General features: G+C 73.2%; 13 protein-coding genes. 10 read left to right on the plus strand and 3 right to left on the minus strand.

Features of this window, described 5'->3' with window-relative positions; translation table 11 throughout:
• Positions 1 to 198 precede the first annotated feature (198 nt).
• Together JE024_RS31370 and JE024_RS31375 are read right to left on the minus strand one after the other, a co-directional pair.
• Complete coding sequence (locus JE024_RS31370) at positions 199 to 1,263, minus strand: substrate-binding domain-containing protein (RefSeq protein WP_205378444.1); 1,065 nt, start codon at positions 1,261 to 1,263, stop codon at positions 199 to 201.
• A 341-nt stretch (positions 1,264 to 1,604) separates the two neighbouring features.
• Entirely contained in the window at positions 1,605 to 2,666 is a 1,062-nt protein-coding gene (locus JE024_RS31375) for a LacI family DNA-binding transcriptional regulator (protein ID WP_205377279.1), read from the minus strand.
• 216 nt (positions 2,667 to 2,882) lie between these two features.
• On the opposite strand from JE024_RS31375, the gene JE024_RS31380 reads away from it, so the two are divergent.
• The 10 genes from JE024_RS31380 to JE024_RS31425 all read left to right on the plus strand — a co-directional run bounded on the left by JE024_RS31380 (position 2,883) and on the right by JE024_RS31425 (position 18,260).
• Positions 2,883 to 4,127, plus strand: a complete 1,245-nt coding sequence (locus JE024_RS31380; protein ID WP_244883587.1) for an extracellular solute-binding protein — start codon at positions 2,883 to 2,885, stop codon at positions 4,125 to 4,127.
• 2 nt (positions 4,128 to 4,129) lie between these two features.
• Complete coding sequence (locus JE024_RS31385) at positions 4,130 to 5,092, plus strand: carbohydrate ABC transporter permease (protein WP_205377281.1); 963 nt, start codon at positions 4,130 to 4,132, stop codon at positions 5,090 to 5,092.
• A 5-nt stretch (positions 5,093 to 5,097) separates the two neighbouring features.
• Entirely contained in the window at positions 5,098 to 5,955 is an 858-nt protein-coding gene (locus JE024_RS31390; protein ID WP_205378445.1) for a carbohydrate ABC transporter permease, read from the plus strand.
• A 62-nt stretch (positions 5,956 to 6,017) separates the two neighbouring features.
• On the plus strand, positions 6,018 to 8,453 hold the full coding sequence (locus tag JE024_RS31395; protein WP_205377282.1) for a beta-xylosidase/alpha-l-arabinosidase: 2,436 nt from the start codon (positions 6,018 to 6,020) through the stop codon (positions 8,451 to 8,453).
• A 284-nt stretch (positions 8,454 to 8,737) separates the two neighbouring features.
• Positions 8,738 to 10,273, plus strand: a complete 1,536-nt coding sequence (zwf, locus tag JE024_RS31400) for a glucose-6-phosphate dehydrogenase (RefSeq protein ID WP_205377283.1) — start codon at positions 8,738 to 8,740, stop codon at positions 10,271 to 10,273.
• Positions 10,270 to 11,217, plus strand: a complete 948-nt coding sequence (gene opcA / locus JE024_RS31405; RefSeq protein ID WP_205377284.1) for a glucose-6-phosphate dehydrogenase assembly protein OpcA — start codon at positions 10,270 to 10,272, stop codon at positions 11,215 to 11,217. The genes zwf and opcA overlap by 4 nt, the downstream gene beginning before the upstream one ends.
• Positions 11,218 to 11,751: 534 nt before the next feature.
• Positions 11,752 to 11,970: a type A2 lantipeptide gene (locus JE024_RS31410; protein WP_205377285.1), complete on the plus strand. Its 219-nt coding sequence runs from the start codon at positions 11,752 to 11,754 to the stop codon at positions 11,968 to 11,970.
• Positions 11,971 to 12,179: 209 nt separating this feature from the next.
• Positions 12,180 to 12,986, plus strand: coding sequence for an HlyD family efflux transporter periplasmic adaptor subunit (locus tag JE024_RS31415; RefSeq protein WP_205377286.1), 807 nt, complete (start codon positions 12,180 to 12,182; stop codon positions 12,984 to 12,986).
• Positions 12,983 to 15,271 (plus strand): NHLP family bacteriocin export ABC transporter peptidase/permease/ATPase subunit, encoded by a 2,289-nt coding sequence (locus JE024_RS31420; RefSeq protein ID WP_205377287.1) that lies wholly within the window; start codon positions 12,983 to 12,985, stop codon positions 15,269 to 15,271. The genes JE024_RS31415 and JE024_RS31420 overlap by 4 nt, the downstream gene beginning before the upstream one ends.
• Before the next feature lie 34 nt (positions 15,272 to 15,305).
• Complete coding sequence (locus tag JE024_RS31425) at positions 15,306 to 18,260, plus strand: NHLP bacteriocin export ABC transporter permease/ATPase subunit (protein WP_205378446.1); 2,955 nt, start codon at positions 15,306 to 15,308, stop codon at positions 18,258 to 18,260.
• Positions 18,261 to 18,596: 336 nt separating this feature from the next.
• Here JE024_RS31425 and JE024_RS31430 read toward each other — a convergent pair whose 3' ends face one another.
• Positions 18,597 to 19,520 carry a MurR/RpiR family transcriptional regulator gene (locus JE024_RS31430; protein WP_205377288.1) on the minus strand — a complete coding sequence of 308 codons (924 nt, stop codon included), beginning with the start codon at positions 19,518 to 19,520 and terminating at the stop codon, positions 18,597 to 18,599.
• Positions 19,521 to 19,593: the final 73 nt, after the last annotated feature.

The following is a 19,593-nucleotide window of genomic DNA, read 5'->3' on the forward strand; positions in this document are numbered from 1 at the left end:
CGCACCCCCCGCTGTCTGGGGGCGGCACGGTGGCTGAGCAGTACGAACCGCGTGCGGACGACACCACACGCGAGTGTCCCCCCGGCATCCCGTCCCCGCAGCGGGGGCTGAAGGACGGAGACGGGACACCGAAAGGCTTCCACGGGACGACAACCGCCCCGGAAGGAACCGGAGCCTCGGCCCGGTTCCCGCTGTTGGTTACTTCAGACCGAGCTCGTCGCACGCCGCCTTGAACTTCGGGGTGCAGATCTCCTGGATCGTGTAGACGCCGTCCTTGACGACGGTGTCCTTGATGTTCTCCTTGGTCAGCGAGACGACGGGCACCAGGTAGGTGGGGATGCCCTTGGTCGTCGCGCTGTCGACCTTGGAGTCGGCGAGCGCGGCCAGCGAACGTCCCTGTGCCAGCGCCACGGCCATCTTGGCCGCCGCCTCGGCCTCCGGCTCGTAGGGCTTGTAGACGCTCATGAACTGCTCACCCGCGACGATGCGCTGCACACCGGCGAGCTCGGCGTCCTGGCCGGTGACGGGCGGGAGCGGGGTGACGCCGGCGGCCTTGAGAGCGGTGATGATGCCGCCGGCCATGCCGTCGTTGGCGGAGTACACGCCGACGATCTTGTCCTTGCCGAGGGCCGAGATCGCCGCCTCCATGTTGGCGTTGGCGTTCTCCGGCTTCCACTCCTTGGTGTCGTACTCCTTGCCGACGGTGACCTTGCCGTCGAGCTCGGCGTGCGCGCCCTTCTTGAACAGCGCGGCGTTCGGGTCGGTGATCGCGCCGTTCATCATCACGATCCGGCCGCCCTCGGCCTTGTCGCCCAGGGCCTCCAGCAGCGCCTTGCCCTGGACGTGGCCGACCTCTTCGTTGTCGAAGGAGGTGTAGGCGTCGATCGGGCCCTCGGCCAGGCGGTCGTAGGCGACGACCGGGATGCCGGCGTCCTTGGCCTTCTTCACACCGCCGGCGATGGCCTTCGAGTCGACCGCGTCCACGATCAGCACGTCGACCTTGTTGGTGATCATGGTGTCGACCTGCTGCGTCTGCAGGCTGGCGTCCTGCTTGGCGTTGGCGTAGACGACCTTCGCCCTGCCCTGGGTGAGGCTGTTGATCTCGGCCTCGATCAGCGGCTTGTCGAACTTCTCGTAGCGGGCCGTCTGGTTCTCCGGGAGGAGCAGGCCGACGGTGATGTCGTTGCCCTTCTTCTCCGCGGGCTCCTTGGCGCTGTCGCCGGACTCCTTGGCACTGCCGCACGCGGCGAGCGAGACGGCCATGGCCGTGGCGGCGGCCGCGACGGCGGCACGACGCAGATGTGCGTTCACGATTGGGGGACCCTCCCTGACATGGCCGACTGGGCGGCCGAGGTAGGGGAAGTCAACTCGGCGTGAAGTCCGACGTCAAGAAGTGAATTGTTAACGAGATGGAAAAGGCTGCGTTCCTTCAGTAGTGGCACGCGAGGCGGCCCCGGGGGCCTCTGGTATCGGCCAGGGGGGTGCACGAGTGGGAAAATGCTTCAACTCTTGAAGTCAGGGCGGATCTTGGGGCGTCTGCTCGCCGATACGCCGGAGGGGCGGCCGGGACCGAGTGGTCCCGGCCGCCCCTCCGGCGGCTCCGGTCAGTTCCGGCGCGGAGCCGTGCTGTGGCGCACCACCAGCGTGGTGGCCAGGTCGACCCGGGTGGCCGCAGGACGCCGCCCGCGCCCCAGGTCGAGCACCAGCCGGGCGGCCGCCTCCGCCATCTCCGTCAGCGGCTGGCGCACCGTGGTCAGCGGCGGTCCGACCCAGCGCGCGAGCGGCAGGTCGTCGAAACCGACCACGCTCAGGTCCTCGGGAATGCGCAGGCCCAGCTCCCGGGCGGCCTCGTAGAGCCCGAGGGCCTGGAGGTCGTTGCCGGTGAAGACCGCCGTCGGCCGGTCGGGCAGGCGCAGCAGCTCCATGCCCGCCGCGTGTCCGGCCTCGTGGTGGAAGTCGCCCTCGCGCAGCAGCTCCGGGTCGACGGGCACCCCCGCCGCCTCCAGCGCGGAACGGTAGCCGTCTATCCGCGCGCGGCTGCACATCATCCGGGACGGCCCGCCGATCACGCCGATGCGGGTGTGGCCGAGCTCCAGCAGATGCCGGGTGGCGGCCAGGCCCCCCTGCCAGTTGGTGGTGCCCACCGACGGGAGGTCGTCGCCCGGGTCGCCGGCCGGGTCGACCACGACGAACGGGATGTTGCGGCTGGTGAGCTGCGCGCGCTGGGCCGCGTCGAGGTCGGAGAGCACCAGGATCACCCCGGCCGGCCGGCGCGCGAGCACCCCGTCCACCCAGGTCTGCCCCGGCATCAGCCGGCCCGCGCTCTCGGAGAGCACCAGGCTCAGGCCCTCCTCGCGGGCGACGTTCTCCACGCCCCTGATGACCTCCATCGCCCAGGAGCTCTCCAGCTCGTGGAAGACGAGGTCGATCATCCGCGACTGCTGCGCCGGGCTGCGCCGCCGCCGGTAGCCGTGCTGCCGCAGCAGCGCCTCCACCCGGGTGCGGGTGGCCGGGGCGACGTCCGCGCGGCCGTTCAGGACTTTCGAAACTGTCGGGGCGGACACCCCGGCCGCTCGGGCGATGGCGGCGAGTGTGGCACCGCCCGCGGCAGGCCCCTCGGGCGACGGCTCCTGCTCCGGCCGGGGGTGGGCGTTGGCGGGTCTCATGCCGCGATCGTAGCCTGCCGCCCCTTGCGCGCAAGGTCCGACTTTCGATCGTGGAACCTCCGTTCCGCCTCTTGACGGGCCGGAAACCCGCTCGTACGGTTCCGGCAACATTCGGCAAGCAACTCGAAAGTTTCGGTGAGGTGCGGTATGGGGTCGGACAGAGCGCGCGGCAGGTCGACAGCGGTGCGATGGACCGCGGCGATCGCCGCCACGGCCATGGCGGCCGTCCTCGCGGGCTGCGGTTCGGGCGGCGGGGACGCGGCGGGAGGGGGCGGCACCCTCACCGCGTACGTCTACGGCGATGACGCCGTGAAGGTGCAGCAGGCCGCCGTCGAGACGTTCAACAAGACGTCCGACGTCAAGGTCAAGCTCGTCTCCGTGCCCGGCGCCGAGTACGTCAACAAGCTGCGCACCGCCATGGGCTCGCCCAACGCCCCCGACATCTTCTTCAACTGGGGCGGCGGCTCCATCAAGCCCTACGTCGACGCCGGCCAGCTCGTCGACCTCACCTCCGCCTTCGCGAGCGACCCCGTCCTGAAGGACGGCTTCCTCTCCCCGGTCGTCACCGCCGGCAGCCTGGACGGCAAGGTCTACGGCGTCCCGATGCGCGGGATGCAGCCGGTGATCCTCTTCTACAACAAGTCCCTCTTCGCCGAGAACGGACTCCAGCCGCCGAAGACCTGGGACGACCTGACCGAGGCCGTCACCGTCTTCAAGGCGAAGAAGATCACCCCCTTCGCCCTCGGCGGCACCGACGCCTGGACGCAGCTCATGTGGCTGGAGTACCTGCTCGACCGCATCGGCGGCGCCGACGTCTTCCGCAAGATCCAGAACGGCGACTCCTCCGCCTGGGGCGACCCGGCCGTCCTGCGGGCCGCCACGATGGCGAAGCAGCTCGTCGACGACGGTGCGTTCGGCAAGAACTTCACCTCCGTCTCCTACTCCAACGGCGGCGCCCCCGCGCTGTTCGCCCAGGGCAAGGCCGCCATGCACCTGATGGGCTCCTGGGAGTACTCGACCCAGCTCGGCAAGGCCCCCGACTTCGCCGCGAAGGACCTCGGCTGGACCGCCTTCCCCACCGTCACCGGCGGCACGGGCGACGCCGGCAACGTGGTCGGCAACCCGACCAACTACTGGTCCGTCAACGCGCGGACCAAGCACAAGGACGCCGCCCTCGCGTTCCTCAAGCACATGGCCTCGCAGGACTACACCAAGGCCCTCGTCGCCAACGGCGACATCCCCACGACCGCGGACGCCGGCGAGACGCTGGCCTCCTCGCCCAACCCCGGCTTCGCCGCCTTCCAGTACGAGATGGTCCAGCGCGCCCCCGACTTCACTCTCTCCTGGGACCAGGCCCTGGAGGCCGACCAGGCCACCCCGATGCTGACGGAGATCAACAAGCTCTTCGCCGGCAGGTCCACACCCGAGCAGTTCGTCGCGGCGCTCAAGGCCCTCACGTAGCCATGACGACACTCACCACACCGCTCGAGAAGCAGCGGACCGGCGCGGCGGCGGGCCCTCGGCCCCGCCGCCGTGCGGCGGACGGGCGCCGGGCGTCCGGCCGCCCCTCCGTGGCCTGGGCCGTGCCCGGCCTCCTGTTCTTCGGCCTGTTCGCCGTCGTGCCGATGGGACTCGCCGTCTACCTGTCCTTCACGTCCTGGGACGGGCTCACCTCGCCCACCCCGGTCGGCCTCGACAACTGGACCCGCCTGTTCGGCGACCCCGAGTTCCTCCAGGCCGCCCGGCTGAGCGCGCTGCTCACCGTCGTCAGCTGGCTCTTCCAGACGCCCGTCGCCCTGCTGCTCGGTGTCTGGGCGGCCGGCCGGCAGCGCAACCGGGCCGTGCTGTCCGCGGTGTTCTTCCTGCCGCTGCTGCTCTCCACCACGGCGATCTCCGTGCTCTTTCACGCCCTGCTCGACCCCAACTTCGGCGTCGTCAAGGAGATCGGGCCCTGGTTCGGCATCGACCCGAACATCCTCGGCACCTCCACCGGGGCGCTGCTCACCGTCGCCTTCGTCGGCGGCTGGCAGTTCATGCCGTTCCACACCCTGATCTACCAGGGCGGGATGCGGCAGATCCCGCAAGTCCTCTACCAGGCCGCCGCGATCGACGGCGCGGGCCCGCTGCGGCAGTTCTTCTCGATCACCCTGCCGCAGCTCAAGAACACCGTCACCACCTCGTCGGTGCTCATGATCGTCGGCTCGCTGACCTACTTCGACACCGTGCTGATCATGACCAAGGGCGGGCCGGGCACCGACACCACCATCGTGCCGTACCTGATGTACCGCGTCGGTTTCCAGAGCTACGACCTCGGCTACGCCAGCGCCGTCGCCACCGCGCTCGTCGTCGTCGCGACCGGACTGTCGCTGCTGATGGTCAGGTTCAGCGGCTTCGGCGCGATGCGCTCCACCAGGGAAGGGATGTGACCGCGATGTCCGCGCACTCCACCGCCGCCCGCCCCGGCCGCCGTCCGCGCCGCCTCGGGAACCCGGTCGCCGGCGCGGGCGCGCTCGTCTGGCTCGTCGTCGTGCTGCTGCCGCTGTACACCCTGCTGTCGTCCTCGCTGACCCGGCAGGACCAGGCGCTGTCCGGCAACCCGCTGGCCCCGCCCGCCGATCCCACCCTCGACAACTACGGCTTCGTCCTGGACAGCGGCTTCCTCACCCTGATGGGGAACACGGCCGTGGTCGCCGTGGCGACCGTCGCCCTGGTCCTGGTGTTCTCCGTGCCGGTCGCCTACGTCGCCGTGCGCACCCGCAGCGGCGCCTCCATGGCGGTCTTCCGGACCTTCCTGCTCGGGGTGGCGATCCCGGCGCAGGCGGTGGTCGTACCGCTGTACATGCTCATCGCCGAGATGGGCATGTACGACACCCTGCTCGCGATCATCCTGCCCACCGCCGCCTTCGCGATGCCCGTCGCCGTGCTGGTCCTGACCTCCACCATGCGCGACATCTCCGAGGAGCTGTACGAGGCGATGGCGCTGGACGGCGCCCGGCCGCTGCGGATGCTGTGGACGCTGACCGTCCCGATGAGCCGGGCGGGCATCAGCACCGTGGTGATCTTCTCCGCGCTCCAGGCGTGGAACGGCTTCCTCTTTCCCCTCATCCTCACCCAGTCGGAGGAGCAGCGTGTGCTGACCCTCGGACTCTTCAACTTCATGGGCCAGTTCGGGCTGAACGTGCCCGCGCTGCTCGCCGCCGTCGTGCTCTCCGTGATCCCGATCTTCACGGTCTACCTCTTCGCCCGGCGCGCCCTGATCAACGGCCTGATGGGAGTCGGCGGCAAGTGAGGAAGCCCTCCTCCGGCCGCCCGCCCGTCCCGGCCCGCAACGACGAGAGGAACACCTGCCCGATGGCCATCCCCCCTGCACCGGACGCACCGCCCGCGTCCGGCGCGTCCGTCACCGGCGCCGCGCCCGCCCCGCACCACCCCTCCGGTCCCTGGCGCGACGCCTCGCTCGCCCCCGGGGAGCGGGTGAGCGACCTCATCGGACGGATGACGCTGGAGGAGAAGACCGCCCAGCTCTACGGCGTGTGGGTGGGCGCGGACACCGACGGCGACGGCGTGGCGCCGCACCAGAACGACATGGTGGACCCCGTCGACTGGGACACCCTGATCACCCGCGGACTCGGCCAGCTCACCCGGCCCTTCGGCACCGCGCCCGTGGACCCGGCGACCGGCGCCCTGGCACTGGCCAGGGCCCAGCGGCGGATCGTCGAGGCGAACCGTTTCGGCATCCCCGCGCTCACCCACGAGGAGTGCCTCGCCGGCTTCACCGCCTGGGGCGCCACCGCCTACCCCGTGCCGCTGGCCTGGGGCGCCGCCTTCGACCCGGAGCTCGTCACCCGGATGGCCCGCCGGATCGGCGACGACCTGCGCTCCGTCGGCGTCCACCAGGGACTCGCCCCCGTGCTCGACGTCGTCCGCGACCTGCGCTGGGGCCGGGTCGAGGAGACCGTCGGCGAGGACCCGTACCTGGTCGCCACCATCGGCACCGCCTACGTCCGGGGACTGGAGTCGGCCGGAGTCGTCGCCACCCTCAAGCACTTCGCCGGCTACTCCGCCTCGGCCGGCGCCCGCAACCTCGCCCCGGTGCGCGCCGGCGCCCGTGAACTGGCCGACGTCATCCTCCCCCCGTTCGAGATGGCCCTGCGCGACGGCGGCGCCCGCTCGGTGATGCACTCCTACGCCGAGATCGACGGCGTCCCCGCGGCGGCCGACCCCCGGCTGCTGACCGGACTGCTCCGCGACGACTGGGGCTTCACCGGCACCGTCGTGGCCGACTACTTCGGCATCGGCTTCCTGGAGACCCTGCACAAGGTCGCCGCCGACCGCGCGGACGCCGCCCGGGTCGCGCTCGCCGCGGGCGTCGACGTCGAGCTGCCGACCGTCCGCTCCTACGGCGAGGCGCTCGTGGCCGCCGTGCGCGACGGCGCGGTGCCCGAGGCGCTCGTCGACCGGGCGCTGCGGCGGGTGCTGCTCCAGAAGTGCGCGCTCGGCCTGCTGGACGCCGACTGGTCCCCGCTGCCCCCCGTCCTCGCCGGCTCCGACGAGGCGCCCGCACCCGAGACGGTGCGCGGCACCGTGGACCTCGACACGCCCGCCAACCGCGAGACGGCCCGGCTGCTCGCCGAGCGGTCCGTCGTCCTGCTCGCCGACAACGGGGGAGTGCTCCCGCTGGACGCGCCCGCCCGCGTCGCCGTGGTCGGCCCCCGCGCGGACGACCCCCTCGCCATGCTGGGCTGCTACTCCTTCCCCGGCCATGTGGGCGTCTCCCACCCCGGCGTCCCCGTCGGGGTGGACATCCCCACCGTCCTCGCCGCCCTCACCGGGGAGTTCCCCCGGGCCGCGGTGCGGTTCGCCGAGGGCTGCGACGTGACCGGCCCCGACACCTCGCGCATCGCCGACGCCGTGGCGCTCGCCCGCGACGCCGACGTCTGCGTCGCCGTCGTCGGCGACCGGGCCGGCCTGTTCGGACGCGGTACCTCGGGGGAGGGGTGCGACGCCGCCGACCTGTCCCTGCCCGGCGTCCAGGGCGAGCTGCTGGACGCCCTCCTCGCCACGGGCACACCCGTCGTCGCCGTCCTGGTGACCGGCCGCCCCTACGCGCTGGGCCGCTGGGCCGACCGGCTGGCCGCCGTGGTGCAGGCATTCTTCCCCGGCGAGGAGGGCGGGCCCGCGCTGGCCGGTGTGCTGTCCGGGCGGGTCAACCCCTCGGGCCGGCTGCCCGTCTCCGTGCCCTACGGGCCCGGCGGCCAGCCCTGGACGTACCTCCAGCCGCCGCTCGGTCTCGCGGGCGGTGTCAGCAACCTCGACCCCACCCCTCTCTACCCGTTCGGCCACGGCCTGTCGTACACGTCGTTCGCCTGGGAGGCCGGGGCACCGGTGCCGGGGGAGATCGCCACCGACGGCCAGGCCCACGTCGAGGTGGTGGTCCGCAACACCGGTGCGCGGGACGGCGCCGAGGTCGTGCAGCTCTACCTCCACGACCCGGTCGCCCAGACCACCCGCCCGCACGCGCGGCTCGTGGGCTACGCCCGGGTGCCGCTGGCCGCCGGGGAGGCGGCGCGGGTGGGCTTCCGCTTCCACGCGGACCTGGCGTCGTTCACCGGCCTGGGCGGCGAGCGGATCGTCGAGCCGGGCGAGCTGGAGCTGCGGCTGGCGTCGTCGAGCTCGGCCGACGACGTCCGCCACACCGTCCGGCTGCGGCTGGCCGGCCCGCAGCGCCCGGCCGGCCGCGACCGCCGGATGCACTGCCCGGTGCGGATCACCCCCGTCACCGGCTGACACCGGGCCCGGGAGGCGGGCCGCGCGGCGCCCCGGGAGCGTTCACCGTGCCGGGCCGCCGCGCGGCGCCCCCGCGACGGCCGGCCCCCGGGAGCGCCCCGCTCCCGGGGGCCGCCGCGTACCCGGGAACGTCACCGCCTCCCGGGGCCGCTCGGGACGCGACCGCCCCGGCGGGTGCCGCGCGACGCGGCCGCAGCGGGCCGAAACGGGCCCCGGACGGGCGCAGGTGCGATCCTCGGAGCGGACGCACTCGAAACGCCGTTCGCACAAGGAGGACTGACCCCATGTCGGAGAACAGCGGCTGGGAGAATCCGCTGCGGGACCCGCTCGACCGGAGACTGCCGCGGATCGCCGGCCCCTCCGGGCTGGTGATCTTCGGAGTCACCGGAGACCTGTCCCGCAAGAAGCTGATGCCCGCCGTCTACGACCTCGCCAACCGCGGCCTGCTGCCCCCGGGCTTCTCGCTCGTCGGATTCGCCCGCCGCGACTGGGCCGACCAGGACTTCGCCCAGGAGGTCCACGACGCCGTCCGCGAGCACGCCCGCACCCCCTTCCGCGAGGAGGTGTGGCAGCAGCTCGCCGAGGGGATGCGCTTCGTCCAGGGCGACTTCGACGACGACAGCGCCTTCGAACAGCTCAGGGCGACCGTCGAGCACCTCGACAAGGCCCAGGGCACCGGCGGCAACTTCGCCTTCTACCTCTCGGTGCCGCCCAAGTTCTTCCCCAAGGTCGTGCAGCAGCTCAAGGACCACGGCCTGTCCGACGCGCCCGCCGGCTCCTGGCGCCGCGCGGTCATCGAGAAGCCGTTCGGCCACGACCTGGCCAGCGCCGAGGACCTCAACGCGATCGTCCACGACGTCTTCGCGCCCGACGAGGTCTTCAGGATCGACCACTACCTGGGCAAGGAGACCGTCCAGAACATCCTGGCGCTGCGGTTCGCCAACACCCTGTTCGAGCCGGTCTGGAACCGGTCGTACGTCGACCATGTGCAGATCACCATGGCCGAGGACATCGGCATCGGCGGCCGGGCCGGGTACTACGACGGCATCGGCGCCGCCCGCGACGTCATCCAGAACCACCTGCTCCAGCTGCTCGCGCTGACCGCGATGGAGGAGCCCGCCGCCTTCGACGCCTCCTCCCTCGTCACCGAGAAGCTGAAGGTGCTGCGGGCCGTGAGGCTCCCCGACGACCTGGGACTGCACACCGTGCGCGGCCAGTACGCGGCGGGCTGGCAGGGCGGCGAACAGGCCGTCGGCTACCTCCAGGAGGACGGCATCGCGCCCCGCTCGACGACCGACACCTACGCGGCCGTCAAACTCGGCATCGACAACCGCCGCTGGGCAGGGGTGCCGTTCTACCTGCGCACCGGCAAGCGGCTGGGGCGCCGGGTCACCGAGATCGCGGTGGTCTTCCAGCGCGCCCCGCACTCCCCGTTCGACTCCACCGCCACCGAGGAGCTGGGGCAGAACGCCCTGGTCATCCGGGTGCAGCCGGACGAGGGCGTGACCATGCGCTTCGGCTCCAAGGTCCCCGGCACCTCCATGGAACTGCGCGACGTGACCATGGACTTCGCCTACGGCGAGTCCTTCACCGAGTCCAGCCCCGAGGCGTACGAACGGCTCATCCTCGACGTCCTGCTCGGCGACGCCAACCTGTTCCCGCGCACCGAGGAGGTCGAGGAGTCCTGGCGCATCCTCGACCCCATCGAGGAGCACTGGGCGCGGCACGGCACGCCCGCGCAGTACCCGGCGGGCACCTGGGGCCCGGCGGAAGCCGACGAGATGCTCGCACGAGACGGACGGAGCTGGCGCAGGCCATGAAGATCGACCTCACGGACACCACGGCCAGCAAGATCAACAAGGCGCTGGTGCAGGGCCGCCGCGCGATCGGCACCCCCGCCGTCGGCATGGTCCTCACCCTGGTCATCGTCACCGACGAGGAGAACGCCTACGACGCCATCAGGGCCGCGGGCGACGCCTCGCGCGAGCACCCCTCGCGCACCCTCGTCGTCATCAAGCGGCACGCCCGCTCCCCGCGGGACCGCCACGACACCCGCCTCGACGCCGAGGTGCGCCTCGGCAGCGACGCCGGCGCGGGGGAGACCGTGCTGCTGCGGCTGCACGGCGAACTCGCCGACCGCGCCGACTCGGTGGTGCTCCCGCTGCTGCTCCCCGACGCCCCCGTGGTCGTCTGGTGGCCCGTCGACGCGCCCCCGGTCCCGGCCCGGGACCCGCTCGGCTCCCTCGCCCAGCGCAGGATCACCGACACCTACGCCGTCGAGGAGCCGCTGCGCGAACTCGCCGCCCGCGCCGACGGATACGAGCCCGGCGACACCGACCTCGCCTGGACGCGCCTCACCCCCTGGCGCTCCATGCTCGCCGCCGCCCTCGACCAGGCGCGGACCGAGGTGCTGTCGGCGGTGGTGGAGAGCGAGGCGGAGAACCCGAGCGCCGAACTGCTCGCCCGCTGGTTCTGCGCCCGCCTCGGCGTGCCGGTGGAGCAGGTCGTCACGGCCGGCCCCGTCGTCACCGCCGTACGGCTGCGCACGGCCGACGGGGAGATCCACATCGACCGGCCGGAGGGGCCCGTCGCCCGGCTGGCCATCCCCGGCCAGCCGAACCGGGTGCTCGCCCTGAAGGTGCGCAGCACCGCCGAACTCATCGCGGAGGAACTGCGCCGGCTCGACCCGGACGAGGCGTACGCGGCGGCGCTGCACACGGAAATCATCGCCCCGCCGCCGCAGCCGGAGGCGGACGGCGGCTGAATGCGGTGAGCGGGCCCGCCGGATGCGGCGGGCGCGCGGGGTGAGCGAATTCAGGGGCGCGGCGAAATGCCGCGCCCCTGACATGTGAAGGCCGTGTGACGTGGCGCCCGCATTCCGGTCCCTCCGTCGGATCTGCACAGCGAATGCTCAGGCGGCACATTGTCTCCGCACCGTAGGCAAGTCGCTGACCTGGGGAAACAGCTCTCTGTGCGGGCATGTCCCGTTTGTCTTCACGGCTGTTCGGCGGGCCGGCGCCCCCTCCCGGGCGATCCCGTGAAGAAGGTGGCCCCGATTCATGTAGAGGCGTGCACGTTCCCGCGATAAGGCGCCGCGAAAAGGCCCCGAACGGCCTGTCGCGGCCCGTTCGGGATTGGGCCGTCAACACGCATACGTGCTTTGATCCTTCGCACCGCGGGAAAGCGATTCCTGGTCCTGACCCGGGAATCTCCCCCCACCCCCGCAGGCGGCCGGCGAACCGATCGGACAGCCGGACGCCGTCAGATTCGCACCATCCATCCGAAGGGAAGCTTCTCCATGAACTTCGTCCCCACCCAGGAGATCTCCGACAGCGAGCTGGACAACGTGGCCGGCGGCCTCCACAGCGCCGTGGTCGGCAACGCCACCGCCGCTCTGGACAGCATCGCCCCGGTCTCCGGCACCGTCGCCACCGTGACCGGTGTCGTCGAGGGCGCCACCGGCATCAACACCGCCGCCCTCACCGGCCCGGTCACCGGCCTCGTCGCCGGTCTGTAAGGTCTCCCGGTCCACAGGACCGCCGCGGCCCGCCGGCCCGCTCTGCCGGCACCGCCGTGCCGTGTGCCCCGGAACCAGCCAGGTTCCGGGGCACACGGCCGTCAGCCCCCGCCGTGCCGCGCACGGCCCGTAGGACGGGACGCTCCGTCGAGCCCTCCCGGTACGGGAGGCGGCACGGAACATCCCCCGGCAGCCCAGGGAAGCGTGTCGTGCAGTTCCGCCAACAGGCCCTCTCCAGACTGCGGTCGCCCGAGGACATCGACATCCCGGTGCGCTACGCGCGCCCCCAGGGGCTGCTCGTCCTCGCGGTCACCCTCGCCGCCATGGCCGCCGCGGCGGTGTGGGCGGTCACCGGCACCGTGACCTCCACCGTCACCGCGCCCGGCGTGCTCACCCACGCCCAGGGCAGCTACGTGCTCCAGAGCCCGGTCTCCGGCCAGGTCACCGAGGTGCTCGCCGAGGAGGGCGAACGCGTCGCCGCCGACGCCCCCTTGCTGAAGGTCCGCACCGCGGGCGGCGACACCGTCGTGCGCACCATCGCCGCCGGCCGGGTCACCGCCCTCGTCGCCGCGATCGGCTCCGTCGTCACCACCGGCGGCGACGTGGCCGCCGTCGAACGCGCCCGCTCCGCCGGCGACCCCCTGCTGGCCGTCCTCTACGTGCCCGCGGGCAGCGGCCCCGACGTCCCCGTCGGGGCGCGGGTCGACCTCAACGTGCAGTCCGTCGCCGCCCAGCGGTACGGAGTGCTGCGCGGCACGGTGAAGTCCGTCGGCCGGACCGCCGAGACCAGCCGGCGCATCACCGCCTTCCTCGGCAGCGGTCAGCTCGGCGAGCAGTTCTCCGCCGAGGGCCTGCCCGTCGCCGTGCTCGTGGAGCTCGACCCCGATCCGCGCACCGCGTCCGGCTACGCCTGGTCCACCTCCGGCGGCCCGCCCCACGCCCTCGAATCCATGACCCTCGCGAGCGGCTCGGTCCACACCGACGCCCAGCACCCGATCGATTGGCTGCTGCCGTGACCCCCGCAGGCGACACCGCCGCCCCCGCCCAGCGGCGCCTGGAGCCCGGCGGCCGCCGCAGACACCGCCCGGAGCCGGCGCGCTCCGGCCGCCGGGGCGGCCGACGGGCGGGCCCGAAGCGCGGGCAGCCCAGGCCGAAGGCGGTCCGCACCCCGACCGTGCTCCAGATGGAGGCCGTCGAGTGCGGCGCCGCCGCGCTCGCCATGGTCCTCGCCCACCACGGACGCCATGTGCCGCTGGAGGAACTCCGCATCGCCTGCGGCGTCTCCCGCGACGGCTCCCGGGCGAGCAACATCCTGAAGGCGGCCCGCGGCTACGGACTCACCGCCAAGGGCATGCAGATGGAGGCCACCGCCCTCGCCGGCGTCCGGGCGCCCGCCATCCTCTTCTGGGAGTTCAACCACTACGTCGTCTACGACGGCCCGGCCCGCCGCCCCGGCCGCCGCGGCGTGCACATCAACGACCCCGACCGGGGACGCCGGTTCGTGTCCGACCAGGACTTCGACACCAGCTTCACCGGGGTCGCCCTCGTCCTCGAACCCGGCCCGGACTTCACCCGGGGCGGCCGCAGGCCCGGCGTCCTCGGCGCCGTCCCCGCCCGGCTGCGCGGCACCACCGGCACCCTCCTCGCGGCACTCCTCGCCAGCCTGCTGCTGGTCGCCGTCGGCGCCGCCGTCCCCGCGCTCAGCCGCACTTACATCGACCTGTTCCTGATCGGCGGACAGACCTCGCTGCTCGGCACGCTGTTCGCGTCGCTGGCCGCCCTGGTGGTGCTCACCGCCGTGCTCACCGGCCTCCAGCAGGCGAACCTGCTGCGCGGCCGCGTCATCTCCTCCACTCTCGGCAGCGCCCGGTTCCTGAGACATCTGCTGCGGCTGCCCGTGACGTTCTTCGCCCAGCGCAGCCCGGCCGACCTGGTGCAGCGGCTCCAGTCCAACGACGCGGTGGCGGAGACCCTCGCGCGCGACCTGGCGGCGGCCGCCGTCGACGGGGTGGTGGTCGTCCTCTACGCCGCCCTGCTGTGGAGCTACGACCCCCAGCTCACCGTCTTCGGCGTGGGCATCGCCCTGCTCAACGTGGTGGCCATCCGGATCGTGCTGCGGCTGCGCGCCACCGACACCCAGAAGCTGCGCGCCGACAGCGCCCGGCTCACCAACACCTCCTACACCGGGCTCCAGCTCATCGAGACGATGAAGGCCACCGGCGGCGAGGACGGCTGGTTCCGCCGCTGGGCCGGGCAGCACGCCACGACCCTGGAGGTCCAGCAGCGCCTCGGGGTGCCCAGCGCCTTCCTCGCGGTCGTCGCGCCGGCCCTGGCCACCCTCAACAGCGCCCTCATCCTGTGGATCGGCGGACTGCGGGCCGTCGAGGGGCACCTCTCGATCGGTCTGCTGGTCGCCTTCCAGGCGCTGGTCGCCCGCTTCACCGCCCCGATCACCCGCCTCAACTCCGTGGCCGGGCGCATCCAGGACTTCGCCGCGGACGTCGCCCGGCTCAAGGACGTGGAGAACTTCCCCGTGGACGGCCTCTGCTCCCGCGAGGCGCCCGCCCCCAGCACCCGCAGGCTCAAGGGCCATGTCGTGCTCCAGGACATCACCTTCGGCTACAGCCCCCTCGACGCGCCCCTGCTGCGGGGCTTCTCGCTGGCCGTCGGACCGGGGCGGCAGGTCGCGCTCGTCGGCGGCTCGGGCAGCGGCAAGTCCACCGTCTCCCGGCTGATCTCGGGCCTGTACCGGCCCTGGGAGGGCACCGTCCGCATCGACGGCGAGCGCCTGGAGGACATCCCGCGCAGCGCGCTCGCCGCCTCGGTCTCCTTCGTCGACCAGGACGTCTTCCTCTTCGAGGGCACCGTGCGGGACAACGTCGCGCTGTGGGACCCGTCGATCACCGACGAGGCCGTCGCCGCCGCCCTGCGCGACGCCGCCGTCCTCGACGTCGTGTCCGCCCGGGCCGACGGCATCCACGGGCGCGTCGAACAGGACGGCCGCAACTTCTCCGGCGGCCAGCGCCAGCGCCTGGAGATCGCCCGGGCGCTCGTCCGACGCCCCAGCGTCCTCGTGCTCGACGAGGTCACCAGCGCGCTCGACGCGGAGACCGAGCGGGTCGTCATCGACAACATCCGCAGACGCGGCTGCGCCTGTGTGGTCATCGCCCACCGCCTCAGCACGGTGCGCGACAGCGACGAGATCGTGGTCCTCGACCACGGCTCGGTCGTGGAGCGCGGCCGGCACGAGGACCTGGTCGCCGCCGGCGGGGCCTACGCCGAACTCGTCAAGGAGCGCTGAGGTGTCCGTCCCCCCTGCCCCGTACGACGGCGGCATGTCCGTCCCCCGCCCCCGTGCGGCGGGCCACGCCCCCGCCGCCGCGCACACCGACCCCGTCGTCGCGGCGTTCGGCGCCCTGGGCGGCCCCGTCGACACCACCGGGCTCCGCAGCCTCAACCTGGAGGGCCCGCAGGTGCTCTGGCTGGTGGCCGGAGGCTTCCTGGACCTGTTCGCGGTCGACGCCGCCGAGGAGGGCCACTGGCACTTCCTCGGCCGGCTGGAGGCGGGCACCCTGCTGATCGGCCCCGTCGACGGCCCCCGTCACACCCTGGTCGGACGCCCCTCCTCGGAGTGCCTGCTGCGCCGCGTCCCCCTGCGCGAGCTGTACCCGGAGCCGTACGCCACCGACCCGTACGCCAACGACTACGCCACCGCCCCGTACACCAACGACCCGTACGGCGTCGCCCCGTACGCCGCCGACCCGTGGGCCACCGGCGCCGGACCGCACGGCCCCGGGGACCACCACCCCGCCCCGCGTACCGACCCCTGGGCCGGTACGGAGTACGCCTTCGCGCTCGGGGTCGGGCGCGGCCTCGGCGTGCTCTTCCAGGCCCCGCTCGACAGCCGCCCCGCCGGCGAGGGCGGCACGGCCGACGACGACGTGCTGTGGATGCCCGTCGACCCGGGCGGCGTCCGCCACGGGGCCGCGCACGGCGCGGACTTCGCGGGCGACCTGCTCGTCGACGGCGCCCTGTGGCAGCGCATGGTGAACCAGCAGTACCGCCTGCTCGCGGCGGTCGACCAGTGGATCGAGGAGCAGGAACGCGCCCACGAGGACCGCGCCGCCGCCGGGATCAGGGCGGGCGAGGACGTGCGCGCCCGGGCCGACCGGGCGCTGGCCGACTCCATCGGCAGGCGCTCCGGCGGCCGGGCACCGCTCGGCGCCGGTGGCGACGACGCGGTCCTCGCCGTGTGCGCGGCCGTCGCCCGGGCCTCGGGCATCGACCTGCCGGACGTCCCGCGCGGCGGCGCCGACGACGAGCGTCTGCCGCCGGTCGAGCGGGTGGCCGCCGCCGCCCGGATCCGCACCCGCCCCGTCCGGCTCACCGGCGACTGGTGGCGGACCGACGCCGGCCCGCTGGTCGGCCACCGCGCGGCCTCCGGCGCCCCGGTCGCGCTGCTGTGGCGGCGCGGCCGCTACGAGGCGCTGAACCCGGTCACCGGCTCGCGCACCCGCGTGGGCAGGGACGAGGCGGACGGCTTCGAGCCCCGGGCGACCATGTTCTGCCGCCCGCTGCCGGACACCCCCGCGAGCCTGCGCGGGCTGGCCCGCTTCGCCCTGCGCGGATCCGCCCCCGACCTGCGCAGGCTGCTGCTCGGCGGCCTGGTCACCGTCCTGGTCGGCGCGCTGGTCCCGCTCGCCACCGGACGGGTGCTCGGCGAGTACGTCCCGAACGCGGAGACCGGGCCGATCGTGACGACCGCCGTCGCCGTCATGATCGCGGCCGTGGTGTCCGCCGCGTACATGCTGATGCAGAACCTCACCATCCTGCGGATGGAGGGCCGTATCGAGAGCACCCTCCAGCCCGCCGTCTGGGACCGGCTGCTGCGGCTGCCGGCGCGCTTCTTCACCGAGCGCTCCACCGGCGAACTGGCGAGCGCCGCCATGGGCATCAGCTCGATGCGCCGGGTGCTCTCCGGCATCGCCCCGGTCGCCGTCCAGTCCGGCACCGTGGGGCTCGTCAACGTGGCCCTGCTGCTCTGGTTCAGCGTCCCGCTCGCCCTCGCGGCCATCGGCATGCTGCTCGTCATCGCCACCGTCTTCCTGGTGATGGGGCTGTGGCAGGTGCGCGGGCAGCGCCGGCTCGTCGAACTGGGCAACAAGCTCAACAACCAGGCGTTCCAGACCCTGCGCGGGCTGCCGAAGCTGCGGGTCGCGGCCGCGGAGGGCTTCGCGTACGCCGCCTGGGCGGGGGAGTTCGCCCGCACCCGCGAACTCCAGCAGCGGGTGGGCCGGATCAGGAACTGGACGGGCGTGCTCGACGCGGTCTACCTGCCGCTGTGCACGCTGGTGATGTTCATGCTGCTCGCCGGCCCGGCGCGGGACAGCATGTCGGCCGGCGAGTTCCTCACCTTCAACGCGGCGGCCACCATGCTGCTGGCCGCCGTCACCCAGCTCACCGGCGTGCTGGTGTCCGCCGTCGCGGTGCTGCCGATGTTCGAGCAGGTGCGGCCGATCCTGGACGAACTGCCCGAGGTCCGCGGCGCCGGCGGCCGGCCCGGCACGCTGACCGGCGCCGTCGAGGCCCGGGGCGTGTCGTTCCGCTACACCGGCGACGGCCCCGCGATCCTCGACGACGTCTCGCTGAGCATCGCCCCCGGCGAGTTCGTCGCCGTCGTCGGCCCGAGCGGCTGCGGCAAGTCCACGCTGCTGCGGCTGCTCATCGGCTTCGAGCGGCCGGACACCGGGGCGGTCCTCTACGACGGGCAGGACCTCTCCGCCCTCGACCGGGCCGCGGTGCGCCGCCAGTGCGGTGTGGTGCTCCAGAACGCCCAGCCGCTGACGGGATCCGTCCGCGAGTGCATCAGCGGCGCGGGGAGCTTCGACGAGGACGAGGTGTGGGCCGCGGCCGAGATGGCCGGCCTCGCCGACGACATCCGGCGCATGCCCATGGGCCTGCACACCATGATCGCGCAGGGCGGCGCGATCTCCGGCGGGCAGCGCCAGCGGCTGATGATCGCCCAGGCCCTGGTGCGCCGGCCGCGGATCCTCTTCCTCGACGAGGCGACGAGCGCCCTCGACAACGAGAACCAGCGCACCGTCATCGCGTCGACCCGCGCGCTGAACGCCACCCGGGTCGTCATCGCCCACCGGCTCAGCACCGTGCTCGACGCCGACCGGGTCCTGGTGATGGACGCGGGGCGGATCGTGGAGGAGGGCCGCCCGGCCGACCTGCTGGCCGATCCCGGCGGGCGGCTGCACGCGCTGGTGCGCCGGCAGCTCGCCTGAGGGCCCCCGGCGCGAGGCCGGGGGAGCGGGGCTTGTGGCGGTCCCGGCCCAGGGGTTGACCGGGACCGCCAACGGACATTCCGCGGTACGGCGGAGTGCCCGGGCTGAACACCGGAGCCCGGCGCGAGGAGGAAGCGCCGTCACCGGATGTTCGGGGATGCGGCGGCCGGGCTCCGTGGACACGGGAAGCGGCCGCCAGGAGAAGTAAATATATATACCGTCGAGTACGCAAGGGTATGAAAAATTACATGCACGACGGTCGCCGGACGTCCACACCGAACACGCAGGTCACACCGGATGTCCACACCGCACGGCGGAACCGGGGGAGGGCGCCGGTCAATCCTCGATGAAGAAGTCCTGCTGGTCGGCCACCTGCTCATAGCCCTCCAGCCGGGCCTGCGTCCGCTCCGGATCCGCGTCGGCCATCGCCTGGAGCACCGCCGCCGACAGCACGGCCGGCGCCGCGTACGAGTCGAAGACCAGCCGCGACCCCGTCCCCGCCGTCAGCGTCACATCCGCCTCGTCGACCAGCGGCCCCAGCGTCAGGTCCGTGATCAGCGCGACCCGCAGCCCCGTACCGCGGGCCACCCGCAGCGCGGCCAGCGTCTCGTTCGCGTGCCGCGGCATCGCGTACGCCAGCACCCAGCTCCCGCCCGCCTCACGCGACTGGAGCAGCGCGTCGAACGCCACCGTCCCGCCACGTGTCACCAGCCGCACATCGGGATGGATCCGGCGCGCCGCGTACGCGAAGTACTCCGCCAGCGACACCGAGATCCGCAGCCCCAGCACCGTCAGCGGCACCGAACGGGCCAGCTCCCGGCCCACGTCGAGCACCTGGTCGGTGTCGGCGAACACCCGGCGCAGGCTCTCCAGGTTCTCGATCTCGGCGTCGACCGCGGCCTGGAGCTCGTTGCGGCGGATCTGCTCCCGCGTCTCCTGGACACCCGCCACCGCGCTCAGCGCGATCGGCTGCAACGCCTCCCGCAGCGCGGGGAAACCGCTGTACCCGAGGCTCGTGGCGAACCGGGTCACCGACGGCTGGCTGACCCCGACCCGCTCGGCGAGGTCCGTGATCGACAGGAACGCGGCCTCGGTCAGATGGTCGATCATGTACTGGGCGATCCGGCGCTGCCCCGGGGACAGCCGGTGACTGCCGAACAGGGCCCGGACCCGGTCCGCGGGCGCGGCCTCCGTCACCGGCGCCTGGCGCCCCGGAGTGATCGCCGCCGCCTGCGCACGCGCCTGCTGCCCTGATGGCACCGTGTGCCTCCTCGTCGTCCGGCCCGTGTTCAATCTAGCTCAAGCGCCCCGGCCCCCCGGCCCGCCCGCGGAC

The sequence above is a fragment of the Streptomyces zhihengii genome (assembly GCF_016919245.1).
Taxonomy (GTDB): Bacteria; Actinomycetota; Actinomycetes; order Streptomycetales; family Streptomycetaceae; genus Streptomyces; species Streptomyces zhihengii.